Source organism: Pseudomonas sp. P9_2, assembly GCF_034008255.1.
Taxonomy (GTDB): Bacteria; Pseudomonadota; Gammaproteobacteria; order Pseudomonadales; family Pseudomonadaceae; genus Aquipseudomonas; species Aquipseudomonas synxantha_A.
Genome location: NZ_CP125376.1, coordinates 5,639,523 through 5,664,962, shown reverse-complemented (window position 1 = coordinate 5,664,962; position 25,440 = coordinate 5,639,523). Strand labels below are relative to the sequence as shown.

Genomic DNA, 25,440 nt, shown 5'->3' with positions numbered 1-25,440 from the left:
GAGCTGGCTGACCGAGTGCTTACAGGTAGGGAATCGATAAAAGAAAAGGCCTGGCTTTTCGTGGAACCGGGCCTTTTCTGTGTTGCTCTTATTGGCATGGGGCAACTACGCAGCCCAACGGGAGCAAGCTCCCTCGCCACAATAGCGATCCGATTCAGCTGCGCTCGAGCGCCAGGGCCACGCCTTGGCCGCCGCCGATGCACAGCGTCGCCAAACCTTTTTTGGCGTCGCGCTTGATCATTTCATGCAGCAGGGTCACCAGCACGCGGCAGCCTGAGGCGCCAATCGGGTGGCCGATGGCGATCGCGCCGCCGTTGACGTTGACTTTATCGGCGTCCCATTCCAGCTCTTTGCCCACTGCCAAAGATTGCGCAGCGAAGGCTTCGTTGGCTTCGATCAGGTCCAGGTCTGCCAACTGCCAGCCGGCCTTGTCCAGGCAGCGGCGAGTAGCCGATACCGGACCGATGCCCATGATGGCTGGGTCCACGCCCGCATTGGCGTAGCTGGCGATACGCGCCAGTACTGGCAAGCCGAGGGCGCGGGCCTTGTCGGCGCTCATCAGCAGCACGGCGGCGGCGCCGTCGTTGAGGCTGGAGGCGTTGCCGGCGGTGACGCTGCCGTCTTTCTTGAACGCCGGCTTGAGCTTGGCCAGGGACTCTGCCGTGGTACCGGCGCGGGGCTGTTCGTCCACCGCGAAAGCCACCGGGTCGCCTTTGCGCTGGGGAATCAGGATCGGGGTGATCTCGTCGGCAAAACGTCCGGCCTCAATGGCAGCGGCGGCTTTTTGCTGGGAGGCGGCGGCGAACGCATCCTGGGCTTCACGGCTGATGCCGTACTTGTCTACCAGGTTCTCGGCGGTGATGCCCATGTGGTAGTCGTTGAATGCGTCCCACAGGCCGTCGGTGATCATGCTGTCGATCATCTTCGCGTGGCCCATGCGCAAACCGGTGCGCGCGGCGGGTAGTACGTAGGGTGCCAGGCTCATGTTTTCCATGCCGCCGGCAATGATCACCTCGGCGTCGCCGCAACGAATGGCCTGTGCGCCCAAGTGCAGGGCCTTGAGGCCCGAGCCGCAAACCTTGTTCAGGGTCAGGCTCGGCACGGCGTGGGGCAGGCCGGCGAGAATCGAAGCCTGGCGCGCCGGGTTCTGGCCGCTGCCTGCAGTGAGCACCTGGCCGAGGATCACTTCATCGACTTGGGCCGGGTCCAGGCCAGTCTGCTCCAGCAGGCGACGGATCACGGCGGCACCCAGTTCCGGGGCCGGGATGTTCGCCAGCGAACCTTGGAAGCTGCCCACGGCGGTGCGGGTGGCAGCAACAATCACGACGTCTTGCATGGAATCTGTCCTCACTGGAAGTGCATTTCTGGAACGTGGTCCGGGACGATCAGTTTACCGGCGGTCTTGCTCACAATCTCTTCAACACTGACGCCAGGTGCGCGTTCCTTGAGGACAAAAGCGCCATTTTCGATTTCCAGGTACGCCAGGTCCGTGAGCACGCGCTTGATGCAGTTGGCGCCGGTCAGCGGCAGGCTGCATTGGCTGAGCAGTTTGGACTCACCGTCCTTGGATGCGTGGGTCATGATCACGATGATATTTTCCGCACCGGCCACCAGGTCCATCGCACCGCCCATGCCCTTGACCAGCTTGCCGGGGATCATCCACGAGGCAATGTTGCCTTGTACGTCCACTTCAAACGCGCCGAGTACCGTGAGGTCGACGTGGCCGCCTCGGATCATCGCGAACGACTCGGCGGAAGAAAAGATCGAGGCACCGATACGCGCGGTGACGGTTTGCTTGCCGGCGTTGATCATGTCGGCATCGATGGTTTCTTCGGTAGGAAACGGTCCCATGCCGAGCAGGCCGTTTTCCGATTGCAGCATCACTTCCATGCCGTCGGGGATGTAGTTGGCCACCAGGGTCGGAATGCCGATGCCCAGGTTCACGTAGTAACCGTCCTGCATTTCGCGGGCGACGCGTTGAGCCATTTGTTCGCGGGTAAGAGCCATGGTTGTTTCCTCTTATTGTTCTGGACGTGGATTATTTGCGGACGGTGCGCTGTTCGATGCGCTTCTCGAAGGTGCCGCAGATGATCCGGTCGACGTAGATACCAGGGGTGTGGATCTGCGCCGGGTCCAGCTCGCCCGGTTCGACGATTTCCTCGACTTCGACCACGGTGATCTTGCCCGCGGTGGCCGCCAGCGGGTTGAAGTTCTGGGCGGTATGGCGGTAGATGACGTTGCCGAAGTGGTCGGCTTTCCAGCCTTTGACGATAGCGAAATCGCCGGTGATCGATTCTTCCATCAAATACGGGCGGCCGTTGAATTCGCGGGTCTCCTTGCCTTCGGCAACTGGGGTGCCGACGCCGGTTGCGGTGAAGAAGGCCGGGATGCCGGCTCCGCCTGCGCGCATTTTTTCCGCGAGGGTGCCCTGGGGGGTGAGGACTACTTCGATTTCGCCGCTGAGCAGTTGCTTCTCGAACAAGGCGTTTTCACCCACATAAGAGGCGATCACCTTGCTGATCTGTTTTTCTTCGAGCAGCACGCCCAGGCCGAAGCCATCGACGCCGCAGTTGTTGGAAACCACCGTCAGGTCGCGGGTGCCTTTGCGCTTGATCTCGGCAATGAGGTTTTCCGGAATGCCACACAGGCCAAAACCGCCGGAGAGCACGGTCATGCCGTCTTCCAGGCCTGCCAGTGCTTCTTCATAGGACGCCACGCGTTTATCGAAACCTGCCATATGCACCTCTTTTATTGTTTGTGGTCCAGCCAGTGCGTTGAGTGTTGCGCCAGTGGATTGATTTGTTAAGTTGTTTTTTAAGGTTGATTGATTTAGAAAACAGCATAGTCCAACTGCTGTCTGGAGCTGCCTCATGACCGTCAAACAGATGCGTGCCTTTCTCGCCGTTGCTCAGAGTCTGAGTTTTGCTGCTGCCTGCGAGCGCCTGCACCTTTCTCAGTCGGCACTGAGCTTGACCATCAAGGGGTTGGAAGAAGGGTTGGGCGGGCGCCTGTTCAGCCGCAATACCCGTAACGTCGCGCTGACCCCCGAGGGCGAATCGCTGTTGCCCCTGGCGCGCCGGTTGATTGCAGATTGGGATAACGCCGAGGACGAACTGCGCCAGCGTTTTACCCTGCAACGCGGGCGCGTGACGGTGGCGGCCATGCCGTCGTTTGCCGGTAACCTGTTGCCGCCGATCCTGAAGATCTTCCGCGCACGTTACCCTCAGGTGAACGTGACGGTGCATGACCTGATCAACGAGCAAGTGCTGGAGATGGTGCGCGACCGTCAGGTGGAGTTGGGCGTGGCATTCGAGCCGTCCGAAGGGTCATCGTTGGCATTTACGCCGTTATATCTGGATCGCTTTATCGCCGTGGTGCCAGGGGATTCGCCGTTGGCTCAGCGTGCCGAGATCGATTGGAAAACCTTGCTGGAGCAGCCGTTTATCACGTTGCAACGCCCCTCCACGGTACGTGTGATGTTGGAAGAACACCTTGGCGCCTTGCAGATGAAATTGCCCGTAGCGTTGGAAAGCCATCAACTGGCGACCGTGGGGAAGATGGTCGCCAGCGGGCTGGGCGTCAGCGCCGTGCCAGCGTTATGTGCCCGGCAGATGGAGGAGGCGGGTGCTCATTGCATTACCTTGACCGGCCCGGTGATCGAGCGGCCAATTGGCGTGTTGACCAAACCGGGCCATGAGTTGTCGGCGGCGGCGCAAGTGTTGTTCGATATTTTTCGGGATGAGGCGGGGAAGGGCAGGTTTCCAACTTTCTAACGTTATAAAAAATGCGGGAGCTGGCAAGCCAGCTCCCGCATTGATTGAGTAATACTTAGTAGTAGCGGTCGATCACTTTAACTTGCGAGCTGTCTTTGAAAGATGCCCAGGCATTGTTGAGTGTATCGAACACCTGCTCGATAAAGTTGCGATCAGCCGCAGCCTTCTTTCCGACATAGCCCTGGCCACGGCGGTACATCTTCAGGCGCGCCGCCAGTTCGCGGTTATTGCGGTCGAACTCGGCTTCTTCGGTATGGGGCGCCAGGCAGTCAATTTGCACTTCGCCCGATTTGCCAATCCACAGGATATGGTCGTCGAGTGTGTCTTTCTGCGCTGCGAACATCTCAGCCAATTCATCGATAGTTGGTTGGTTGTTCAGATTCATGTGTAAGCCCCTTGACCAGTTGGCGATCTATCAATTGATTCGTTAAAACTGCGTAGTTGTCTCCGGTTCCGAAAACCGGGCGTCAGTGACGGTCTGCCGAATACGGGCAGGGTCTTGAACCTGATGCATGTAGTCTTGCTGATGAACTGCTACGCAACGCTTTCATAACGAAGACAAGCAGCGTTTTAGCTCCTTGTACCGGACCCTTTCGGGCCTGGTCAGCTTCATCAATCTGCCTTGTGGGCAGTGCACATCCGGAAAAACAGCTCGGCGGTCAGACGAGCCTGTTCAAAACGCTTGTTACCAACGCTCCCGATCCGGGAGACGTCTAGATCATGCAAGGACAAAAAGGTTACGTCAACGATTATGTAGTGATTATTTTTTATCACTACATAATTTGTTGTGGGGGCTGGGGAATGCGGGAAAACGTGACTTGGGCGTCATTTTTTGGAGGTGCAGGTCGGGCGTTTCAACCCTCCTGTAGGAGCCGGTCGACGAGCAACGGCAGTAGCTGCTCGCAGGAGGCCTGGATTTTAACCTGCAGCAGCTCATCCCCGCGTGTTTTGCCCAGATTGATCGCAATCACCGGCTTACCCCGCTCGACCATGGCCTTGCACAATCGGAACGCCGAATAGGCCATCAGTGACGACCCCACCACCAGCAGGCCCTCAGCGTGTTCTACCGCCGCCATCGCCTTTAGCGCCGTCGCCGGTGCGACATTCTCGCCAAAAAACACCACGTCAGGTTTGAGCCGCTCGCCGTTGCAATGGGGGCAGTGGGGCACCTGGAAGTGTTGTTCAAACGCCGGATCGAGCAAGGTGTCGCCATCCGGCGCTTGCACGGCGTGGACTTGCGCCATATGCGGGTTATCGACTTCCATCTGCCGCTGGATCACATCGCGTGCGCTGCGCAGTTGGCAATCCAGGCACAGCACCCGATGCAAGCTGCCATGCAGTTCGATCACGTCGTGGCTGCCGGCCTGGTCATGCAGGGTGTCGACGTTTTGTGTGATCAGCCCGCTGATATGGCCACGGTGTTGCAGTGTCACCAGTGCCAGGTGAGCCTTGTTCGGCTGCGCAATGCGCACACGCGGCCAACCCAGCATCGCCCGTGCCCAGTAACGGCGTCGCGCATCCGGGGTGGCAAGAAATTCCTGGTACATCATCGGTGCTTTGCCCCGGCGTACACCTTCACTGTCGCGGTAATCCGGGATGCCCGACGAGGTGCTGATGCCTGCGCCGGTCAAGGCTAAAAAGCGTCGTTCAGCCATAGCCCGGTGCAGGATTTCGAGGTGGTCTGCCTGATGTTCCAGCGTGTCGAGCATGGTGTCTCCTATTCGCCGCGGATGTATTGCTCCAGCTGTTTGATCAGATCAGCCTGTTCGGCGATGGCTTCCTTCACCAAGTCACCGATGGACAGCAGGCCCAACAGTTCGCCGTCTTCGACCACCGGTAGGTGGCGCAGGTGACTGTCCGTCATGATGTTCATGCATTCCTCGACACTTTTATGGGTGTCGACGGTGATGACGGGAGAGCTCATAACATCGTCGACCCGAGTGGTCACCGACGACAGGCCTTTGAGAATGAGTTTACGTGCGTAATCACGCTCGCTGATGATCCCTACGACCACACCTTCCTTGACGACTGGCAAGGCACCGACGTTTTTCTCAGACATCCGCACCAGCGCTTCGAACACCGTGTGGTCCCATTGAATGGTGTGGACGTCCTGGTTTTTCTGATCCTTGGCTTTGAGCAATTGTGCGACGGTTTTCATGGCGGCCACTCCGGTGTTGTTTTTAGGTAGTCAGGGTCCCCTAAAGAATCCTAGACGGCCTGCGGCAGGGCAAGACCCAAAGCGGCGTTAAACCTGTCGAAAAACGTCATTTGCCGGATTTTTACGTGTTCTAGCCCACAGTTGTCGGTTTCTTTGTGCGCTTTGGACTGGCCGCAGCCTTGCGTGGAGCGCTCTTGCGTTTCTTCTTCCAGGGCGTGGCACCTCGACCTGCCGGGCTGGCGGGGCCGGTGATGGTCATGCGCATACCGTTACAGCGCGCCACCTGCTTGCTCATCCACGCCGCCTGCTTGGCAACGAATTCTTCCAGGCTCATTTCGCCGCTTTGCACCATGTCCAGCGCTTGTTCCCAGATGGCGGTGGTGCCTGGGTCGGCAATGGCGCGGGGCACCGCGTCAATCAGGCTGAACGCGGCTGGAGTTGCCGACAGGGCTTTGCCGTTTTTCACCAGGTAACCGCGGTCCAGCAAGCCCTGAATGATCCCGGCGCGAGTGGCTTCGGTGCCGATGCCAGTGGTGTCCTTGAGCTTTTGCTTGAGCAGCGGGTCTTGCACCAGTTTGGCGACGTTTTTCATCGCCTTGATCAGGTCGCCTTCGGTAAAGGGCTTGGGCGGTTGGGTCCACAGGTCCTTGAGGTTGACCTTGGCCACGGCGTAGTCCTGGCCCTGCACCAGCGTCGGCAAGGCCTGGGGCGCGGGCGCTTCACGGCCTTTGGCGGGCGCCAGTGCCTCGGGCAATGCGCGTTTCCAGCCGGCTTCGATGATGACCTTGCCCACCGCACGCAACGCCTGGCCGGCACAGTCGAAATCTGCCTGGGTGCGGTCGTATTCATGGTTGGGCAGGAACTGCGCCAGGTAGCGCGCGCGTATCAAGGTGTAGACCGCACGGTGCTTGCCGGTCAGTTGGCTTAAATCCTTGCCCGCCCCAGTGGGGATGATGCCGTGGTGGGCGCTGACCTTGGCATCGTTCCAGGCCCGCGAGCGGCGTTGAGGGTCGATGTGCGGCATCAATTCGTTGACCGCCGCATCCGCACGGCCCAGCGCCGAGAGGATCTTTGGCGCCTCACTGTGCTGGCTCAACGGCAGGTAGCCGCAATCGCTGCGCGGGTAGGTGATGACCTTATGAGTTTCGTAGAGGGATTGGGCAATATCCAGGGTTTCCTGGGCGCCCAGGCCGAGCTTTTTGGAACAGATTTCCTGCAGTGTGCCGAGGTCAAAGGGCAGGGGCGCGACTTCGCGCATGCGTTCGGTGCGCAGCTTTACCAGCCGCGCCGCGTTCGCGTTGCCCATGGCGTCGGCAGCGTCCCGCGCCAGTTGCGGGTTGAGGCAACGGCCCTGATCATCGCAGGCATCTTCATTGGCGCGCCACTGGGCGGTGAAGGTCATGCTTTCGTGACGCAGGTCGACATCAATGGCCCAATACGCCACCGGTACGAAATCGGCGATGCTGCGATCACGGTCCACCACCAGGCGCAGGGTCGGGGTTTGCACCCGGCCTACCGGCAATACGCCCTGATAGCCGGATTGGCGCCCCAGTAGGGTAAACAGGCGGCTCATGTTCATACCGATCAGCCAGTCGGCGCGGGAGCGGCCTAGGGCCGAGTGATACAGGCTGAAGGTTTCGGCGCCCGGCTTGAGCGCCGCCAGGGCCTTGCGAATGGAGGCCTCGTCCAGTGCCGACAGCCACAGCCGCTGGATCGGCCCGCGGTAGCGGCAATGCTCCACCAGTTCACGCGCGATCATCTCGCCCTCACGGTCAGCATCGGTGGCGATCACCAGCTCCTGGGTTTCCCCCAGCAAGCGCTTGACCGCCTTGTACTGGCTGGCGGTCTTGGGCTTGACCAGCATCTTCCATTTTTCCGGAACGATCGGCAGGTCGGCCAGCACCCAGCGTTTGTATTTGGCGTCGTAGGCGTCGGGCGGGGCAGTTTCCAACAGGTGCCCGATGCACCAGGTGACAGTAACCCGGTTGCCCAGCCAGCAGCCGTCGCCGCGGCGCGTGGCGCCGAGCACGGCCGCGATATCCTTGGCCTGGGAGGGTTTTTCACAGAGGTACAGCCGCATGGTCATCACATCAGATCGGGTTGATGCCTTGCAGGATGCTTAGTCAGAAGGATTTGAGCAACCATTATCTGTATGGATGTACAGCAATATGTGTGAGCAACAACAACCAAAATGTGGGAGGGGGGCTTGCTCCCTCCCACAAGGGATCTTCGGTGTTCAAACGAACTCAGTTGTCATCGATATCCACATGCCGGGTTTCTTTGAGGCAGAACAACCCGACGATCAAGCTCACCCCAGTCACCACCACCGGATACCACAGGCCATAGAAGATATCGCCGGTGTACACCACCAGGGCAAAGGATACGGTCGGCAGGAACCCGCCAAACCAGCCATTGCCGATATGGTAGGGCAGGGACATCGAGGTGTAGCGGATACGCGTCGGAAACAGCTCCACCATCAGCGCCGCCAATGGCCCGTAGCACATGGCCGCGATCAGGATCAGCACGACGATCAGCACCACCACCATCACCTTGTTGACCTGGGCCACGTCCGCCGAAGACGGGTAGCCGGCCAGGGTCACGGCGCCACGCAGTGCCGCCTCGTCAAAGCCGTCGATGCGCACATCACCCACGCTCACCTGCACCGGGCTGCCTGCCGGAGCGGCGGCGCTGCTGTAGGGCAGGCCCTGCTTGACCAGGAAGGTCTTGACCTTGTCGCATGGGCTGTCAAAACGCGCCTTGCCCACCGGGTCGAACTGGAAAGTACAGGTGGCCGGGTCGGCCAGCACGGTAATCGGCGCCTGTCGGCTGGCCTGGTCCATCGCTGGGTTGGTGTAGTGCGCCAGGCCCTTGAAGATCGGGAAGTACAGCGCGGTCGCCAGCAGCAGGCCGAGCATCAGCACCGGCTTGCGCCCGACCTTGTCCGACAGCCAGCCAAACAGGATAAAGAACGGCGCGCCAATCACCACGCTGATGATCAGCAACATATTGGCCAGGGCCGGGTCCATGCGCAGGAACTGGGTCAGGAAGAACAGCACATAGAACTGCGCCGCGTAAAAGGTCACGGCCTGCCCGCCGTTGATACTGAACAGCGCGATCAATACGACCTTGAGGTTTTCCCATTTACCGAACGATTCGCGGATCGGCGCCTTGCTGGCCTTGCCTTCCTCTTTCATTTTCAGGAAGGCCGGCGACTCGTGCAGGCTCATGCGGATCCAGGTCGAGATGCCCAGCAGCACGATGGAAAACAGGAACGGGATGCGCCAGCCCCACACTTCGAACTGATCGCCTGTGAAGTAACGGCAGGCCAGCACCACCAGCAACGACAGCAGCAGGCCGAGGGTGGCGGTGGATTGAATCCAGCTGGTATGCAGGCCGCGCTTGCCGGGTGGCGCATGTTCGGCCACATAGGTGGCCGCGCCGCCGTACTCGCCGCCCAGCGCCAGGCCCTGCAACATACGCAGTACGATCAGGATGATCGGTGCGGCAATGCCGATGCTGGCGTAGGTCGGCAGCAGCCCGACGCAGAAGGTTGCCACGCCCATCAAAATGATGGTGACCAGGAAGGTGTACTTGCGCCCGATCATGTCGCCCAGGCGGCCGAACACCAATGCTCCGAACGGGCGCACCACGAAGCCTGCGGCGAAGGCCATCAAGGCAAAGATAAACGCAGTGGTGTCGTTGACCCCGGCAAAGAACTGCTTGCTGATCACCGCCGCCAGGGCGCCGTAGAGGAAAAAGTCATACCACTCGAACACCGTCCCCAGGGACGAGGCGAAGATGACTTTTCTTGATTCGTTGGCAGTGCTTGCACTGGCCGCCGAGCCCAGGGGTTGAGCATGTTCTGACATTGGGTGTCCCTCACAGTGATTATTTATTGTTGTCCCACTGTCGGCGCCAACCTCAGCGCCGCTGTTTTTCAACTTCATATACCGTTAACGATTACGCGGGGTGCCCTGCGGTGCGCGGTGCGGGTGGGTTTTTCGCGAGCAAGCTCGCGCCTACAGTGTTCGGTGAAAGGATCAACTGCGCGGCCTTCTCCGCGATCATCAGCGTCGGTGAGCAGGTATTGCCGGAGGTGATGCGCGGCATGATCGACGCATCGGCAATGCGCAGCCCGGGAATGCCATGCACACGCAGTTGGCTGTCGACCACGGCGTCCTTGTCATCGCCCATGCGGCAGGTGCCCACCGGGTGGAAAATGGTGGTGCCGATGCGTGCCGCGGCTTCGTGCAGTTGTGCTTCGGTTTGCAGCGCATCGCCAGGCAGGTATTCCACCGGTTTGAACTGGCTCAAGGCGGGCGCGGCGACGATGCGCCGGGTCAGGCGGATGGCGTCGGCGGCCACGCGCAAGTCCTCGGGGTGGCTGAGGTAGTTGGGTTGTATCAGCGGGGCATCTGCCGGGTTGGCCGAGCGAATATCCACGCGGCCGCGGCTTTGCGGGCGCAGGTCGCAGACCGATGCGGTAAACGCCGGGAAGCCGTGCAACGGTTCGCCAAAGCGCTCCAGGGACAGCGGCTGCACATGGTATTCAAGGTTGGCCGACGTCTGCTCCGGCCCGGAGCGGGCAAATGCGCCAAGCTGGCTTGGCGCCATCGACAGCGGACCGCTGCGGTCGTACAGGTAGCGCAGGCCCATGCCCATCTTGCCCCACAGCGTGCCGGCGATCTGGTTCAGGGTACGTGCATTTTCCAGTTTGTAGATCAGGCGCAGTTGCAGGTGATCTTGCAGGTTGCCGCCCACGCCCGGCAGTTCATGCACCACATCAATGCCCAACGGTTTGAGCACGTTGGTGGGGCCGATCCCGGAACGCTGCAGAATGCCCGGTGAGCCGACGGCACCGGCGCACAATATGATCTCCTTGCGCGCTTTCCAGCTGAGCTGTCGGCCGTGTTGGCGCCCGACAACCTGGGAGGCTCGGCCATTTTCCAGCAGCACACGGTCGACCTCCACCTCCGTCAACACAGTCAGGTTGGGGCGTTGGCGGATCGGCTTGAGAAATGCCTTCGCCGCATTCCAGCGCACCCCGGCCTTCTGGTTGACCTGGAAGTAGCCGCAGCCCTCGTTGTCGCCCTGGTTGAAATCGTTGATGTTGGCGATGCCGATCTGGGCTGCCGCCTCACGAAACGCATCGAGGATTGGCCACGACAGGCGCTGCTGCTCGACGCGCCACTCGCCACCATCGCTGTGGAATTCCGAGCCACCGGCAAAGTGGTTTTCGCTGTGTTTGAACAGCGGCAACACATCGTTCCAGGCCCAACCCGTGTTGCCTGCTGCCGCCCAGCCGTCGTAGTCCTGGGCCTGGCCGCGCATGTAGATCATGCCGTTGATGGACGAGCAGCCGCCGAGCACTTTGCCCCGTGGGTAACTCAGGGCGCGACCTTGCAGGCCGGCCTGCGCTTCGGTTTTGAAGCACCAGTCGGTGCGCGGGTTGCCGATGCAGAACAGGTAGCCGACGGGGATGTGGATCCAGGGGTAATTATCGCGGCCACCGGCTTCGAGCAGCAGGACGCGGTGGGCCGGGTTGGCGGACAAACGATTGGCCAGCAGGCAACCGGCGGGGCCGGCGCCGACCACGATGTAATCGTATTCAGCAGTTGCAATGGGCATCTGGGGGCTCGCTTGTTTTTCTTGTTGACCCCATCCTAGTTGTTAGTTTTCGTCTTAAAAATGTTAGTTTTTACCCAGCTGCTGTGCGTTTTTAAACAGCGCGGTCCGGGCTCAGGCAATGGAGGCGATATGTTCGACTGGAATGACCTGCGGTTTTTTCTCGAGTTGCAGCGCAGTGGCCGCCTGCTCACCGCCGCGCAACGCTTGAAAACCACGCATGCCACCGTGGCCCGGCATATCGAGGCCATCGAGAAAAGCCTCGGCACCGCGCTGTTTGTGCAACACGCCCAAGGCTACGAACTGACACCCGCGGGCGAGGCGCTGCTCAAACATGCCGAAGTCATGGAGAACGTGGCGCTGCTGGCCGAAGACGAACTCACCCACTCAGCCGCGCCCTTGGGCAAGATCCGACTGGGGGTGGCCGAAGGTCTGGGCGTGATGTTCCTCGCCGGGCGCATGGGCGGGTTGTTCGAGCGTTACCCAGGTCTGGAAGTGGAGCTGGTGGCCGTACCGCGTTTTGTCAGCATCCTCAATCGCGAAGCGGAGATCAGCATCCACCTGGAACGCCCCAGCGTCGATCAATTGGTGACACGCAAACTCACCGACTACCGCCTGGCGCTGTATGCCAGCCGCGCTTATCTTGCGTGCAACCCGCCGATCGAAAAGCGCGAAGACCTCGCCGCCCATGCCTGGATCGATTACGTCGATGACCTGCTGTTCAGCCAGGAACTGAAGTTCCTCAACAGCTTCTGTCGCAACCCCAAGGTGGTGTTCCACAGCACTAGTGTGATCGCCCAGCACCAGGCGGCGCGTTCGGGGTTGGGTATTGCCGTGTTGCCATGCTTTATGGCGGCTGGCGACAAGGATTTGGTGCCGTTGCTGCCGGCAGAGAGCATCCAGCGCAGCTACTGGATCAGCTCGCGTCGGGAGTTGCACAAGTCGGTGCGGTTGCGGGTGTTGTGGGATTATGTGGTGGAGTTGTGTGCACGGGAGCAGCGTTTGCTACTCGGCGAATCCCGCTGACACACACGGACTAAAAGGTGGGAGCTGGCTTGCCTGCGATGGCGGTGTATCAGTCACTCATGTGCAAGCTGACCCGCCGCCATCGCAGGCAAGCCAGCTCCCACATTTGATCTGAGTTTGATTTTAGAGCTTGACTACCTGATGCACCTGCTCGGCACACGCCCGAGCCTCGTCAATCATCTTGCCGAACGCATCACTGGCCACTTCAGCATGGGTCAGCCAGCGTTTCTTCTGGCTCAGGCGATAGTGGTAGCGCAGCGAGCCATCCTGCAGTTTTCCGTCCAGGTCCAGGTCGTACCAGGGCGAGCGCACTGTGCAGCCGGGGATGGCTTTTTCCATCTTCCCGCCTGTCAGGGTGTAGGTGTAGTCGTAGGTTTCCGGGTTGCCCAGGTAAAGGTCGGCCTGCTGCCCCTGGCGGCGATAGTTGATGTAGCCCTCCCAACGGTCTTTCAACGACGGGTCGGTGTAGACATAGTCATTGGCCAGTTTTTCCAGGGCGCGCTGATCATTCATGCGCGCGGTGACGCTGTAACCGTCATGCACCACAAAGCCGGTAGGTTCACGGGTGATCTGGCAGTCGCTGATGTCGTTGCCGAAGTTGGCGCAGATATTCTGGTCGGTGGCGGTGGTGCCTTGCTGGCGGTCGGCAACGCTCATTTGCATCAGCGGCAGGCGGCTGAAGGTGATCGTCGCCTTCACCGCGCCATCTCCCTCTTTGCCGTACTGCACCTGTTTGTCCAGGCGGATCGAGACTTCGGGGCGTTCCAGCGGGATGCGCTCTTCGCGCACCTGGCCGTGGGCGTCGTTGACCAGCACCCAGCGGTCCTGAATGTCGGGCATGATCTGGCCGGGGGCGAAGACCGGATTGGTCGGGTCAAGCCACCACACCTGGTCATTCACTTCGGCACGCACGATGGCGTGGTTAGGCGCCTGGGTACCCGGAATCAGCAAGGCATCGACCACATCGCCACGGCTCACCCAGGCGGTCTCGGCCTTGATGCCACTGGCCTTGAGCATGGCCGTCAGCAGCGTCGCCAGGTCCTTGCAGTCGCCGTAGCCATGCTGCTCGATTTCCGCCAGGCTGAATGGCACATAACCACGCTCGCTGGCCCGCCAGTCACCCAGGTAGCGATAGTGATCATTGATGTGCTGCATTAGCGCAGCCACTTGCTCGGCCGGTGCCAGGCTGCGTGCGGCGGCCACGGCGGCGGCGGCTTGCGCCGGCAGGTTGGCGCCGAGAATCTGGTTGTAACGCTGGGCGAAATCACCGAAGTAAGCCTGGCGTTCCACGGCGCTACCGACTTCCAGGCGTGGGATGCGTAGCAGGGCGGCAGCGGAGGATTCATTGATGTAGTTGAGGTAGATCGGGGCTTTAAGCGCCACGTCCAGGGTCTTGCCGTTGCTCGAAGGGGTCACGTTGAACGCGTCGAACATTTCACTGCGCCACTGGATCGGGCGTTCAGCGGTAAAGCGCGCCTTGAAGCGGTCACGGCGGGCCGCGCCGGGACCGAACTTGAGCACGTAATGGAACTGGGTCATCAGCGGTTTGGCCGGGTAGTGCTGGCGTACGGTGTAACGGATCTTTGTGCCCACGCGCAAGTTGGGGAAGGCCAGGGAGGTTTGTTTGTCGCGACTGAAGCCCTGGTCGGGGTTGGGCGCGCTGCGCGTGTCGATTTGCGTGGCCGCCAGGGGGACCGGCTTGGCGCCAGGCTGGGTGGACTGTGCGCTGATCACCTCAAAGGTATCGCCTTCGGAGTAATCGAAGTCGATGCGCGAAAGCATTTCGCGGCCGTTGGGCTTGAGGATCGTGTAGCGGTAAGTGGTGGTGCAGTCGGTACTGGCGTCGCGGTTGAAGTGGCAGTGCAATTCGGTGTCGTTGGCCAGCGGCGCTTCGGCAATAGGTTGCAGGGCAGCGCTGACGGAATGGGAAACAAGCCCCAGACTGATGGCAATCAAAGGGCGGTGAAACGAAAAACGGTACATGGGCGCCTCGGGTGACACATTGAAACAGCTACCCGGCGGGTAGCGAGAAGGCGCCGGATGATAATGTGTCTCAACGGCAAAAGCCAGGATTGTTCGACAATTTATCCGTCTGAAAGGCCCGTGCTAGAGCCTTTCTTTGACTTAAGTCAGGTTTTTTGCCAGTCGGTTTCGGCGGTTTTTAAAGAAACCAGCGATATTCCCGGGCATGAATCTCTTGCTGGAAAGCCAAGTGATCCTGGCGCTTATTCTCGCAATATACATCGACAAATTCCGCGCCCAGTTTGTCGCGCACTACCGGTTGCTGCTGCATGGCGCGCACGGCGTCGAGCATCTCCACCGGGAAATCGGTACCGCTGTTACGGTCTTCGTTCAGCGATGTGATCGGCTCGCGCTTGGCCTCAAGCCCATGCTCCAGGCCCATCAGGATCGCCGCCAGCACCAGGTAGGGGTTGGCGTCGGCGCTGGCCAGGCGGTGCTCGATCCGCAGGTTGCGCGGGTCGGACTCGGGGATGCGCACGCACGCGTCACGGTCTTCAAAGCCCCAACTGGCGCGGGTGGCGGCGTTGACGGTGCCACCCAGGCGGCGCAAGGCATTGTGGTTGGGCGCGAAGATCGGCATGCAATGCGGCAGCAGCTCCAGGCAACCGGCCACGGCGTGGCGCAGCGGTTGCTGTTGATGGGCGGCAAGCAGGTTATTGCCCGCCGCGTCGTAGAGGCTGACATGCACATGCATGCCGCTGCCGGGAAATTGCAGGTAGGGCTTGGCCATGAAACTGGCGCGGTAACCGTGCTTGAGTGCCACGCCCCGGGTGCTGCGGCAGAACAATGCGGCCCAGTCGGCGGCGAGCAAGCCGTCGTCGCAGTGGCCAAAGTTGATCTCGAACTGGCCGGGACCAATCTCGGCCGTGATCACTGTGATGTCGATACCCTGTTCCTGGGCGGTTTGCGCCATGTCGTCGAGCACTTCGCTGAAGCGCGAGAGCCGCTCGATATGCAGGTTGGGCTGGTCGTCGGCGTCACCACTGAGCGGGTCTCGGGCAAATTGCGGCAGGCCGTTGTCGAGCTTTTTATCGAACAGGTAAAACTCCAGCTCAAACGCTACCACCGGGTGGATGCCCTTGTGCTGCAAGCGTTCCAGCACCTTGGTCAATACTTCGCGGGGCTCGAACTCGATCGGCGCTGCGGTGCCGTCCGAGGTGATGAGCATTTGCCCCAAGGGCTGCGATTCCCAGCTAACCGGCTTCAATGTGCCCGGCACCAGGCGGCGATTGGCATCCGGGTCACCGTCGTTGAAGCAGTAGTCGCCAATCTTGAACAACCCGCCCTGAGCCCCCAGCAATACCGCGTTCTGCGGCAACTTCAACGGGCTGCCGGCGGCGACTTTTTCAAGCATCTCCACCGGGTAGCGCTTGCCGTAGAAATGCCCGGGAATATCCAGGGCGATCAGGTCGACATAACGCACGTCGGGGTGGTTCTGGCGAAAGGTCCGTACTTCGGCCAGCAACGTTGCAGATGGGCTTTTCACGGGTGCAGCTCCTAGTTGTAAACCCACAGGACGCGGGCGGGCAGGTCGGTCAGGTTGGCGTAGCGGCAGTGGGCGAAACTGGCCAGGTGGAAACTGTCGCCTTCGTAGAGGGTGACTGCATCGGGCTCACCCTCAACCCACAGGGTCAGCTCGCCCTCCAGCACAAAGCCAGCCTGCTCGGCGCGATCGCTCATGCTTTGCTCGCCGCTGTTGGCACCGGGGGCCAACAAGCTGTCGAGCATCGAGAAAGCACCGTTCATGCTCGGCGACACCAGGATATCGGTGATGCCATTGGCGTAATACACCGTGCGCCGCTCGTTGGGGCGTGTCACCCAGTCCACCGCTTTGGGTTTGGGCAGGCTGTAGAAATAGGTGGTGGGCACATCGAGGGCGTGGCTGATGGCGGTCAGGTCGGCGACGGTGGGTTGCGACAACCCGCGTTCCACTTGGGACAGAAAACCCACCGAGCGCTCGATCTTTTGCGCCAATTGCGCCAGGGTGAGTTTCTTGTGCTTGCGCAGGTCATGGATCAGGGTCGCGAGAGTGGCGAGTTCTTGTTGCTGGTTCATGAAATTTAGTTCGAATAATTTCATGAAAAATTACAGGATTAATTTCATGGAGGCAATCGGGGTGGAACTCAAAGCGCATTTATTCTCGCTGGGACAGGAGCTGCAGGGCTGTACTACGCGATCGGATGCGGATCGATTGGGACAATTGTTGGCCGGACTGTATGGGTCAGCAAGGCCGAGCTGGCCACAGGGGAAACTGAGCGGGCTGAATGATTCTGCGCCGCCGCGGTCGGAACCTGGGTACGCACCATTAATTGAAGGAGCACCCATGAAGTCGAAAACCTTAGCCGCTTGCCTGCTGGTCGCTGCCAGCTTTTCCACCGCCAGCGCTGTAGTGCAAGCCGGCGATACCCCTCAGGAAACCGTGCAACCTTCAAACATCAACGCCCGTGATTTGAAAGAAGGGGACCGCGCCCCGGACATGTTGATGCGCGAGGAATCAGCGATTAAAGACTGGAAAAAGCGCGGCCTCAAACAGCCTGAGGATGAGAGCCAATGGGCGCGTGTAGGCGACAAGTACGTCCTGCTCAAGACCACCAACGGCACTATCCTTGAGATTACGCCGGTCAAGAAATAATTCTGCCGGGCCACCTGCTCGTTTCGTGGTTCATGCGTTAAGGTAACCGACCGCAATGGTCGCGTTACCTTCACAGGAAAGAAGCAGGATGCTTGCCACAATAAGAACCTACCCGCGCACCGTGAACCTGCTGCTGTGCGCCACCTTGCTGCTGACGTTGGCCAAGGCCATCACCTTTCCCTACCTGGTGATCTACCTCACCAGCCACTTCGCCCTGGACATTAGCCAGGTTGGCCTGGTGATCGGCAGTTCGCTGATCGTCGGCTCGCTGCTCAGCGTATACGGCGGTTTCCTGGTCGACCGCATCAACAGTTATCGGCTGTTGCTCGCATTGAGCCTGGTGTTTGTACTGGGATTTATCGGCACGCTGTTGGCGCAGGATATCTGGGCGTTCTATGGCTGCCTGATCCTGATCAACCTGGCCTACGCGGTCATCGACATTGCGGTGAAAGCCGGTTTCGCCAGCCTGCTGCCCGAAGACGCACGCAGTGAAGTGTTTTCCATCAAATACACCCTCACCAATATCGGTTATGCCGTGGGGCCGGCCTTCGGGGCGATGGTGGCCAAGCTGGATATCAGCCTGCCGTTTATTCTGTCGGCACTGCTGGGGCTCGGTTTTTTCCTGCTGTATTGGCGGTGGGGCGACCGCACCTTGGCCACTGTGGATGCCACGCAAAAACCGGTGCCGTTTCTGGCCGTCGCCCGCGTGCTGCTGCAAGATCGTCGCCTGGTGTGTTTCACCCTCGGCGGTTTGCTCAGTGCGGTGGTGTTCGGCCAGTTCACGGCCTACCTGTCTCAATACCTGGTTACCACCACCACCGCCGAATACACCTACACCGTGATCAGCGCAGTGCTGACCACCAACGCCGTGCTGGTGATTGCCTTGCAGTACCTGATTGGTCGGCGCATCTCGCATCGCTATCTCAGCCAGTGGCTGATCGCGGGCTTGAGCATGTTCATGCTGGGGTTGATCGGGTTCGCGCTGTCCACCAGCGTGTTGTGGTGGGTATTGGCAATGGCGGTGTTTACCGTGGGAGAAATCATTGTGTTCCCGGCCGAGTACATGTTTATCGACCGAATCGCCCCGGACCACCTGCGGGGCATGTATTACGGGGCGCAGAACTTGTCCAATCTTGGTGCCGCGCTGGGGCCGGTGCTGTGTGGTCTGGTGCTGGCCAGCCTGCCGGCCCACTACATGTTCTACATGCTGGGGGCGTTTATCGTTGGCGGCGGGGTGTTCTATTTCATGGGAGCGGCGATGAAGGCAAATCATCCAGTGTGAGCTTGCCGACGTTGTTGCTTTGCAGTTCGTAGCGCAACTCATCCACCATCTTCGCCACTTCCTGGGGGGTTTGCAGGCGGTTGGTGCTGATGCCGGTAACCACCAGGTCGACACGGCCGGTTTCTGCGTCGTAGACCTTGAGGGTCAGGGACGCATCCCGGCACAGGGTGAATTCGCACGTCAGCGGTGACAGGCCTTCTTCGATGCAGTTGCGCAGTTGAGAGAGGGTAAACATGCAGGTTCCTTCAAGGCATAAATACGATCCCTTGAAGGTTATGGCGTGCACCCTCGCGCCATAAGGCGAATTCGCACTAGGTGAACTAGTGCATTTGCAAGGGTCAGGGTTTGGTTTTAAGGCGCAATTCACCGGCGAACAGCCCACGTTCACGGGCCCACACGATGGCCGCGCTGCGGCTGTGCACCCCCAGCTTGGAATACACCGTGGCCACGTGGTTGCGTACGGTATTGGGCGCCAGTTTCAGGCGCGAGGCGATTTCCTTGTCCGCCAGGCCCTCGCAGATCAGGCCCAGCACATCACGCTCACGGGCGGTCAGGTCGGTGAATGAGACATTCGGCAGGTTGGGGCTGTTGACGCTCTTGGCGTTGGCCAGTTTCTCGATCAGGGTCTGGCTGAACCAGGACGCGTCCTGCATGACTTCCTCGATGGCCGCCACCAGTTCCAGCTCCGAGCGTTTGCGTTCGGTGATGTTCATCAGCACCAGCAGGTAGCAGGGCACGTCCTGGATGATCACCGTGTCGGCGGACACCACGCAGTCGATCACCTCGTTGCCTTTCTTGCGCACCTTGAGGTCCTGGCCGTCGAGGTTGCCGGCTTTTTCCAGGGTGGCGAACAACTGCGCGCCGGCCTGGGGGCTGTCGATAAAGTTGATGTCTTCGATGGATTTGCCGATCAACTCCTCGCTGATGTAGCCGGTGATGGTCATGAAGGCTTCGTTGACATCCACCACCTGGCGGTTGTCGGCGCTGCACACCAGGGTCGGCACCGGCGTCAGGCGGAAGGATTTGGCGAAGCGCTCTTCACTCTGGCGCAGGGCAACTTCCGCTTTGCGTCGCGGCTCAAGGTCAGTGAAGGAAAACAACATGCAGTCTTCCTCGTTCATGTCCAACGGTTGGCCGGCGACAATCACCAGTTTGCTGCCACCTTCGGGCAATCTCAGTTCGGCCTGCATTTGCGGAATAGTTGCGCCTTCGCCCAGGCGCTGGATCGCCAGGTCTTTGCGCTCGGCCTGTTCCAGCACGTCCAGTTCATACACGGATTTGCCGATGACCTGGTCGCGGTTGTAGCCGGTCATCTCCAGGAAACCCTGGTTGACCTTGATGTAGCGCAGGTCGCTGAGGCGGCAGATCACGGCGGGTGCGGGGTTGGCGTTGAAGGTTTTTTCAAAGCGTTGCTCGGCGCTCGCCCATTCGGTGGCGTCGCTGAGGATCAGCACCAGCAACTCCGGCTCACCCTGCGCGTCGGACAGTATCAGGCTGCGCAAGCGGTGCACCCAGTAGCGACTCTCGTCGGCGGCAGGGGTGACTTCCACCACCACATCGCTGAAATCTTCACCAGCGGCCACGCGGCTTAACGGGTAGCTGTCCAGCTGTAAAGGATGGTTATTGCGATAGCGCAAGGCGAAACGCTCGGCGTAGGCCTCGGTATTGGCGCCCAGGTCTTCGACGGCGCTGACCCCGTGCATGGTCAAGGCAGCGTCATTGGCCCAGAGGATGGTCTGGTCGACCTCGGCCAGAATCACACCGTCGGACAACCCGGAAATGATCTGCTGCAACTGGCGGCGATTGGTTTCTTTGGCGAGAACATCCTGGGTCATAACGTCTCCGAGGGGGCGAGGCTTGAGTGCATTCGAGTACGACATCCCGGCTTCAGGATAGTGCAGAGAATTTGCCTCGGGGGGAGTGCGAATGCACCAGCCGGTCTGGTGCATATGGGCCAGGACTGAACGTATGTCGTTTCGCCACACTCACACTCAACAAGGCGTATTGCCTTGCTCCCAAATTTGAAAAGGACCTTTGTATGACCACTGTCTATGAAACCAATCGATCGCTATTTCGTGTGTCATGGAGCTCGGTATTGGCCGGTAGTGCAATCGCACTGGTGACCTACCTGGTGTTGAGTGTGTTGGGGACGGCTATCGGCGCCAGCGCCGTTGACCCGATGGAAGCAGGCAACCCGTTGAGCGGCTTCGGCACGGGTGCGGGTATCTGGTTGTTTGTCTCGACCTTGGTCGCCATCGCATTGGGTGCGTTTGTGGCTGGACGTACGGCGCCGGATCGCGGCGGCCTGCACGGGGTGCTGACCTGGACCCTGACCACCTTGTTGACCACCTGGCTGTTGGCAGGCTTGGCTTCCAGCGTCGTCGGCACTGCCGGCAACGTCGTGGGTAAAGGCTTGTCTGCTGCCGGCAGTGGCATTGCGGCCGCAGCGCCGGGGATCGGCAACAGCATCAAGCAGCAGCTGAACGAGCAGGGGATCGAGCTGGACTGGAACAGCCTGCAAGGCCAACTCGATACCTTGCTCAAGCAAAGCGGCAAGGCGGAATTGGACCCGGCCAACGTTGAGCAAAAAGCCGACCAGGCGGCTGCCGATGGCAAACAGTCGGCCACCGATGCAGCGACCAACCCTGCTCAGGCCGGTGACGAGCTCAAGCAGTGGTTTGAACGCGTGAAAGCGTCGGGCGAGCCAGCCTTGAATGCAGCGGATAAAGAGGCCCTGGTCAACATCGTTGCGGCCCGTACCGGCAAGAGCAAAGAAGAAGCCACCCAGATTGTCGACAACTATGCCCAGGCTTATCAGCAAGCCATGCAGAAGGTCGATGAGCTGAAAAAACAGGCTGAACAAAAAGCCCGTGAAGCCGGTGAAGTGGCGGCCAAGCAATTGTCCCGCGCTGCCTGGAGCACCTTGGCCATGCTGCTGTTGGGCGCGGCCTTGAGCTTCTTTATCGGTCGTATCGCGTTGACTACCCGTCGCGTGCCTTTGGCGTAAAACTGTCTGCGGCAAGGACGCCGCCTGTGGGAACGGGTAAAATGCTGGCCTTTTACCCGTATCCCGCAAAGGTGCCCCTTGAGCGCAGGCAAAGCCGTTGGACTGTTATTACTCACTTCTCTGTTGGCGGCGTGCGGCACCTCGCCGCCACGCACGCCCAACGACCTGTGCGGCATCTTTCGCGAAAAAGATGACTGGTACGACGCCGCCAAGGTCACGCAAAAGCGCTGGGGCGTGCCGATCCAGGTGCCGTTTGCGATCATGTATCAGGAGTCGGGCTTTCGCTACGACGCCAAGACCCCGCGTAAATACCTGTTGTGGATCATCCCCTGGGGCCGAGTGTCCACCGCTGCGGGCTACGCCCAGGCCAAGGATGAAGTGTGGAACGACTACCGCAAAGCCACCGGCCGCAGTGGTGCTGATCGCGAAGACTTCGACGACGCCATCGACTTTATCGGCTGGTACATGGACAAGACGTACACCATCAACGGTGTCTACAAATACGACGCCTACGGCCAATACCTGAACTACCACGAAGGCTGGGGCGGCTATCGCCAGCGCACCTACGCCAGCAAAGCCTGGCTGCCGCCGGTAGCGAGCAAGGTACAGGCGCGCTCGCAGATGTATGCGCGGCAATATGCCGGGTGCAAGGATGAGTTGGGGCGAGGCTTCTGGAGCCGGTTCTGGCATTGGTTGTAGAAACCGGGGCTGCACGCAAATCAAAATGTGGGAGGGGGCTTGCTCCCGATAGCAGGGTGTCAGTCAATGATGCAGGGGCTGATGCACCGCCATCGGGAGCAAGCCCCCTCCCACAGTAGATTGCGGTACGGCGCTGGTTCTGTGGCGAGGCTGTTGGCAGCCTGACAGCGGACGGCTATCTAATTGGCAGTGACCAACGAAGACTAGCCACGTGATTCGAACGGCGCAAGCGGTTGGGATTCTCTCGCAAGGGTCCTTCAAGTTAAAGGGAAATGTCATTGTTCCGACTGTTCCTACGCTTGCCAAACCCAGCCGAATCTGGGAAAACCCAGCCTTTCACCCTTCAATGAGACCCCCATGAGCAACGACGAACTGCAAGTCACCGACATCCGCCTGGGCACTGGCAAAACCGTGGTCAAGGGCGCGCTGATCACCACCCAGTACACCGGCACCCTGGAAGATGGCACGGTGTTCGATTCGTCTTGGGAGCGGGGCAAACCGTTCCAGTGTGTGATCGGTACCGGTCGCGTGATCAAGGGTTGGGACCAGGGCTTGATGGGCATGCGGGTTGGTGGCCTGCGCGCCTTGTACGTGCCGGCGCACCTGGCCTATGGCGAGCGCTCGATGGGCGCGCATATCAAACCCAACAGTAACCTGCGTTTCGAGATTGAACTGCTGGAAGTGCTGACGCGGGATGATTGAAGAGATTGAATATGGCCTCATATGGAGGCGGCGCTTGATTTCTCCAGCTCCTTGCTTTCAACCGTGATCCCAAATCTGCCGTACAGCTCCTTTCGCCCCTTGGGCGTCAAGGCCAATGCTCGACTATCAAGGTCCTGGATCACCCATTTGCGGCTTATAACGGCTTGTAGAACAGCGGCCCCCAGTGCGCCGCCGAGGTGAGGGCGGCGCATGCTCCAATCCAGGCATGAGCAAGCGAAACGACGTCGCTGTGCCCTTACGGTTTCTATCTCGACACCGAGCCCTGTCATCGCTTTTTCGCCCTCTGCGGTGAGCTGATACGTACCGTCACCAGCGACTGGCATGCTCAACCAGCCGGCGTCGATGAAATAGTCGTGCAGTTGTACAGCCAGGGATCCTGCCATGTGGTCATAACAGGTCCGCGCCAACTGCAATCGACTGGGGGCCGGCGAAACGAACTGGGTCTGCGCGTTTCGGCTGATCACCATGAGAGCTTCAATAGCTTGGGCCACGTGCGCGTCTGCCAGGCTGAAGTAGCGGTGCCTGCCCTGCGTGTTCAGTTTTATCAAACCGTCCTCTTTGAGCCTTGCCAAGTGCGCGCTCGCCGTGGATGCGCTGACGTCGGCGATGACTGCCAATTCGGTGCTGGTACGGGCGTGACCGTCCATCAGCGAACAAAGCATTTTCGTCCTCGCGGGCTCCGCAATGGCGCCTGCGACACGGGAAACAGCAGTGTCATTGCTTTGGGAATCCATATTTCGTTCCTGAGCGAATTGTGGGGGTGACGATTGCTCGATAGTAGCCGTTCTTTGTGAAAAGGACTGCCAAAATGACGCCGTTTGAAGCCGCTACTCATGTCGATCCCTACGTTTATTACTCATGCCTCAGGCAGCAAAGGGAACTGTTGTTCGATGCAGATCTTGGTGTATGGATTGCCAGTGGCGCCGGCGTTGTCCAGGCCATTCTGGAACATCCCGACTGCCTTGTACGTCCACTGCACGAGCCGATTCCGGCTGCCCTTGGGCAAGGCGCCGCAGGCCATATTTTCGGTCGTTTGATGCGCATGAACGAGGGGGCGCAACATCAGTGCCCGCGCGGGGTTATCGAGCCCATCCTGGCCTCGATGGGCACGCAAAATATCGCAGGCCTCGTGGCGCAGGTTGTGGAGACATTTGATATCTCGGGCGATAACCCGAATGAGTGGATGTTCACGTTACCGGTTTCGGTCATTGCGACTTTGATAGGTTTCACATCCAGCCAGTTACAGGAAGTCGCGCAGCTGACACGGGATTTTGTTGCCTGTCTGTCGCCGTTAAGTGACGAGGCTCAACTCGGTAAAGCCCATTGCGCGGCGGCACGGCTGAGCCAGATGCTCCAGGCGCTGCTGAATAACGATGATAAAGGTAGTGGTGTGTTGGGCCGTCTTTATAGCGATTACGACGCTTCAGCCTGGGAAGACGATGATGCATTGATAGCGAATCTGATCGGGCTATTGTCACAGACCTGCGAAGCCACCGCCGGGCTGATCGGCAACAGCCTCATAGCGCTCCAACGTAAGCCTGAGCTGTTTGAAGGCATGCAAGCCACACCGACGCTTGTCGCTGAGTGGGTGGCAGAGGTCGCGCGCCACGATTCACCGGTACAAAACACTCGGCGGTTTGTTGCCAGGCGATGCACGATTGGCGACAGCGTTTTAGAGGCGGGCGATACCATTTTATTATTGCTCGCTGCTGCCAACCGAGACCCCAGCGCCAACCCAGACCCCGACAGCTTCTTGCTCAAGCGAGCGCAACGACGAACCTTCAGCTTCGGCTCAGGCAGACATCAATGTCCAGGCCAACCCTTGGCATTGGCTATTGCCTCAGAAGTGATTTCGGCATTCTTGCATCGACAGCCCAACGCTTCTGCCCGTGATTATCGCTGGCGTTATTTGCCTTCCCTGAATGGCCGTATCCCGCAGTTCTGCCGTGATGAGGAGACTCAACAATGATCGCTGTTATTTTTGAAGCCTGGCCGCACGAGGAGCACTACCAGCGTTATCTCGACCTCGCTGCCGAACTCAAGCCGCTGCTTGCTCAAATCGATGGTTTCATTTCAGTTGAGCGTTTCCAGAGCCTCAGTGAACCTGGAAAACTGCTCTCGCTATCATTCTGGCGTGACGAGGAAGCAATCCAGCAGTGGCGCAGCCTTGAGCTACATCGAGCAGCTCAATCAGAAGGCCGTCGGCAGGTTTTTGCTGACTACCACCTGCGTATTGCTCAGGTAGTGCGCGATTACAGTCTCGAAGATCGTGTCCAAGCGCCGGCCGATAGCAGGCAAGCTCATGAATGAAAGCAGCACACCGCCTGCTCTAGGAGCGAGCAAGCTCGCTCCTAGAGTCATTACCTGAACCCATCCTGAAGAATTTTCGTATTCTCCACGCTGGCACTTTCCTACAGTTTACTCGGCCACCATCGGGGCGTAAGCTTCGCGCGTTTTCATTAATAGCGGAGACCCTCAGTGGGTACTTGTTCG

24 protein-coding genes are annotated in these 25,440 nt (G+C 59.8%); 9 read left to right on the top strand and 15 right to left on the bottom strand.

The genetic code is table 11. The annotated features are described in order from the left end of the window. Positions 1–154: 154 nt before the first annotated feature. Genes QMK52_RS24745 through QMK52_RS24735 form a run of 3 tightly spaced genes read right to left on the bottom strand, consistent with a single transcriptional unit; the run spans position 155 to position 2,737 of the window. Positions 155–1,336: an acetyl-CoA C-acetyltransferase gene (locus QMK52_RS24745; protein ID WP_005786925.1), complete on the bottom strand. Its 1,182-nt coding sequence runs from the start codon at positions 1,334–1,336 to the stop codon at positions 155–157. Positions 1,337–1,347: 11 nt separating this feature from the next. Beyond that, positions 1,348–2,007, bottom strand: coding sequence for a CoA transferase subunit B (locus QMK52_RS24740; protein WP_005786928.1), 660 nt, complete (start codon positions 2,005–2,007; stop codon positions 1,348–1,350). A 31-nt stretch (positions 2,008–2,038) separates the two neighbouring features. Further along, positions 2,039–2,737 carry a CoA transferase subunit A gene (locus tag QMK52_RS24735; protein ID WP_010211319.1) on the bottom strand — a complete coding sequence of 233 codons (699 nt, stop codon included), beginning with the start codon at positions 2,735–2,737 and terminating at the stop codon, positions 2,039–2,041. Positions 2,738–2,870: 133 nt separating this feature from the next. On the opposite strand from QMK52_RS24735, the gene QMK52_RS24730 reads away from it, so the two are divergent. Then, positions 2,871–3,773, top strand: a complete 903-nt coding sequence (locus QMK52_RS24730; protein ID WP_032876764.1) for a LysR family transcriptional regulator — start codon at positions 2,871–2,873, stop codon at positions 3,771–3,773. A 55-nt stretch (positions 3,774–3,828) separates the two neighbouring features. Here QMK52_RS24730 and QMK52_RS24725 read toward each other — a convergent pair whose 3' ends face one another. From QMK52_RS24725 to QMK52_RS24700, 6 genes are all read right to left on the bottom strand, one after another. Then, positions 3,829–4,158, bottom strand: a complete 330-nt coding sequence (locus QMK52_RS24725; protein WP_003190335.1) for a hypothetical protein — start codon at positions 4,156–4,158, stop codon at positions 3,829–3,831. Positions 4,159–4,627: 469 nt separating this feature from the next. Next, on the bottom strand, positions 4,628–5,482 hold the full coding sequence (locus QMK52_RS24720) for an NAD-dependent protein deacetylase (RefSeq protein WP_320403601.1): 855 nt from the start codon (positions 5,480–5,482) through the stop codon (positions 4,628–4,630). A gap of 8 nt (positions 5,483–5,490) precedes the next feature. Next, on the bottom strand, positions 5,491–5,931 hold the full coding sequence (locus tag QMK52_RS24715) for a CBS domain-containing protein (protein ID WP_005786938.1): 441 nt from the start codon (positions 5,929–5,931) through the stop codon (positions 5,491–5,493). A 130-nt stretch (positions 5,932–6,061) separates the two neighbouring features. Then, positions 6,062–8,011 (bottom strand): DNA topoisomerase III, encoded by a 1,950-nt coding sequence (locus QMK52_RS24710; RefSeq protein ID WP_320403600.1) that lies wholly within the window; start codon positions 8,009–8,011, stop codon positions 6,062–6,064. 166 nt (positions 8,012–8,177) lie between these two features. After that, positions 8,178–9,800: an MFS transporter gene (locus tag QMK52_RS24705; RefSeq protein WP_320403599.1), complete on the bottom strand. Its 1,623-nt coding sequence runs from the start codon at positions 9,798–9,800 to the stop codon at positions 8,178–8,180. A 91-nt stretch (positions 9,801–9,891) separates the two neighbouring features. Beyond that, the gene (locus tag QMK52_RS24700; protein WP_320403598.1) at positions 9,892–11,559 is read right to left on the bottom strand and encodes a GMC family oxidoreductase; all 1,668 of its coding nucleotides are present in this window, start codon (positions 11,557–11,559) and stop codon (positions 9,892–9,894) included. A gap of 129 nt (positions 11,560–11,688) precedes the next feature. Between QMK52_RS24700 and QMK52_RS24695 the strand changes: the two genes are divergently transcribed. After that, a complete protein-coding gene (locus QMK52_RS24695) occupies positions 11,689–12,582 on the top strand; it encodes a LysR family transcriptional regulator (protein WP_005786946.1) in 894 nt (297 codons plus the stop codon). 123 nt (positions 12,583–12,705) lie between these two features. Here QMK52_RS24695 and QMK52_RS24690 read toward each other — a convergent pair whose 3' ends face one another. The 3 genes from QMK52_RS24690 to QMK52_RS24680 form a co-directional block, all read right to left on the bottom strand. Continuing rightward, the gene (locus tag QMK52_RS24690) at positions 12,706–14,565 is read right to left on the bottom strand and encodes a DUF3857 domain-containing transglutaminase family protein (RefSeq protein ID WP_320403597.1); all 1,860 of its coding nucleotides are present in this window, start codon (positions 14,563–14,565) and stop codon (positions 12,706–12,708) included. A 178-nt stretch (positions 14,566–14,743) separates the two neighbouring features. Next, positions 14,744–16,090: a glutamine synthetase family protein gene (locus tag QMK52_RS24685; protein WP_320403596.1), complete on the bottom strand. Its 1,347-nt coding sequence runs from the start codon at positions 16,088–16,090 to the stop codon at positions 14,744–14,746. Between the two features lie 11 nt (positions 16,091–16,101). Then, a complete protein-coding gene (locus QMK52_RS24680; RefSeq protein ID WP_032803410.1) occupies positions 16,102–16,659 on the bottom strand; it encodes a helix-turn-helix domain-containing protein in 558 nt (185 codons plus the stop codon). Between the two features lie 268 nt (positions 16,660–16,927). Here QMK52_RS24680 and QMK52_RS24675 point away from each other — a divergent pair, with 268 nt between their 5' ends. Both QMK52_RS24675 and QMK52_RS24670 read left to right on the top strand, forming a co-directional pair. Next, positions 16,928–17,236 (top strand): RcnB family protein, encoded by a 309-nt coding sequence (locus QMK52_RS24675; protein ID WP_005786954.1) that lies wholly within the window; start codon positions 16,928–16,930, stop codon positions 17,234–17,236. Positions 17,237–17,324: 88 nt separating this feature from the next. Then, positions 17,325–18,518, top strand: coding sequence for an MFS transporter (locus QMK52_RS24670; protein ID WP_005786955.1), 1,194 nt, complete (start codon positions 17,325–17,327; stop codon positions 18,516–18,518). Here the strand turns inward: QMK52_RS24670 and QMK52_RS24665 are convergent. Both QMK52_RS24665 and QMK52_RS24660 read right to left on the bottom strand, forming a co-directional pair. After that, positions 18,481–18,753, bottom strand: coding sequence for a DUF1652 domain-containing protein (locus QMK52_RS24665; RefSeq protein WP_005786957.1), 273 nt, complete (start codon positions 18,751–18,753; stop codon positions 18,481–18,483). The genes QMK52_RS24670 and QMK52_RS24665 overlap by 38 nt on opposite strands. Positions 18,754–18,856: 103 nt before the next feature. Beyond that, positions 18,857–20,353 (bottom strand): helix-turn-helix transcriptional regulator, encoded by a 1,497-nt coding sequence (locus QMK52_RS24660; protein ID WP_320403595.1) that lies wholly within the window; start codon positions 20,351–20,353, stop codon positions 18,857–18,859. 203 nt (positions 20,354–20,556) lie between these two features. Between QMK52_RS24660 and QMK52_RS24655 the strand changes: the two genes are divergently transcribed. The 3 genes from QMK52_RS24655 (at position 20,557) to QMK52_RS24645 (ending at position 22,926) form a co-directional block, all read left to right on the top strand. Then, positions 20,557–21,525 carry a hypothetical protein gene (locus tag QMK52_RS24655; RefSeq protein WP_019821429.1) on the top strand — a complete coding sequence of 323 codons (969 nt, stop codon included), beginning with the start codon at positions 20,557–20,559 and terminating at the stop codon, positions 21,523–21,525. A gap of 78 nt (positions 21,526–21,603) precedes the next feature. After that, positions 21,604–22,224: a hypothetical protein gene (locus tag QMK52_RS24650; RefSeq protein ID WP_005786964.1), complete on the top strand. Its 621-nt coding sequence runs from the start codon at positions 21,604–21,606 to the stop codon at positions 22,222–22,224. Positions 22,225–22,581: 357 nt separating this feature from the next. Beyond that, a complete protein-coding gene (locus tag QMK52_RS24645) occupies positions 22,582–22,926 on the top strand; it encodes an FKBP-type peptidyl-prolyl cis-trans isomerase (RefSeq protein ID WP_005786966.1) in 345 nt (114 codons plus the stop codon). A 17-nt stretch (positions 22,927–22,943) separates the two neighbouring features. Here QMK52_RS24645 and QMK52_RS24640 read toward each other — a convergent pair whose 3' ends face one another. After that, positions 22,944–23,681 (bottom strand): ArsR/SmtB family transcription factor, encoded by a 738-nt coding sequence (locus QMK52_RS24640; protein ID WP_005786968.1) that lies wholly within the window; start codon positions 23,679–23,681, stop codon positions 22,944–22,946. A 74-nt stretch (positions 23,682–23,755) separates the two neighbouring features. Here QMK52_RS24640 and QMK52_RS24635 point away from each other — a divergent pair, with 74 nt between their 5' ends. After that, entirely contained in the window at positions 23,756–24,916 is a 1,161-nt protein-coding gene (locus QMK52_RS24635) for a cytochrome P450 (RefSeq protein WP_194440423.1), read from the top strand. Then, positions 24,913–25,257 (top strand): antibiotic biosynthesis monooxygenase family protein, encoded by a 345-nt coding sequence (locus tag QMK52_RS24630; protein WP_194440424.1) that lies wholly within the window; start codon positions 24,913–24,915, stop codon positions 25,255–25,257. Before QMK52_RS24635 ends, QMK52_RS24630 begins: the two co-directional genes overlap by 4 nt. The last annotated feature ends 183 nt before the right edge of the window (positions 25,258–25,440 follow it).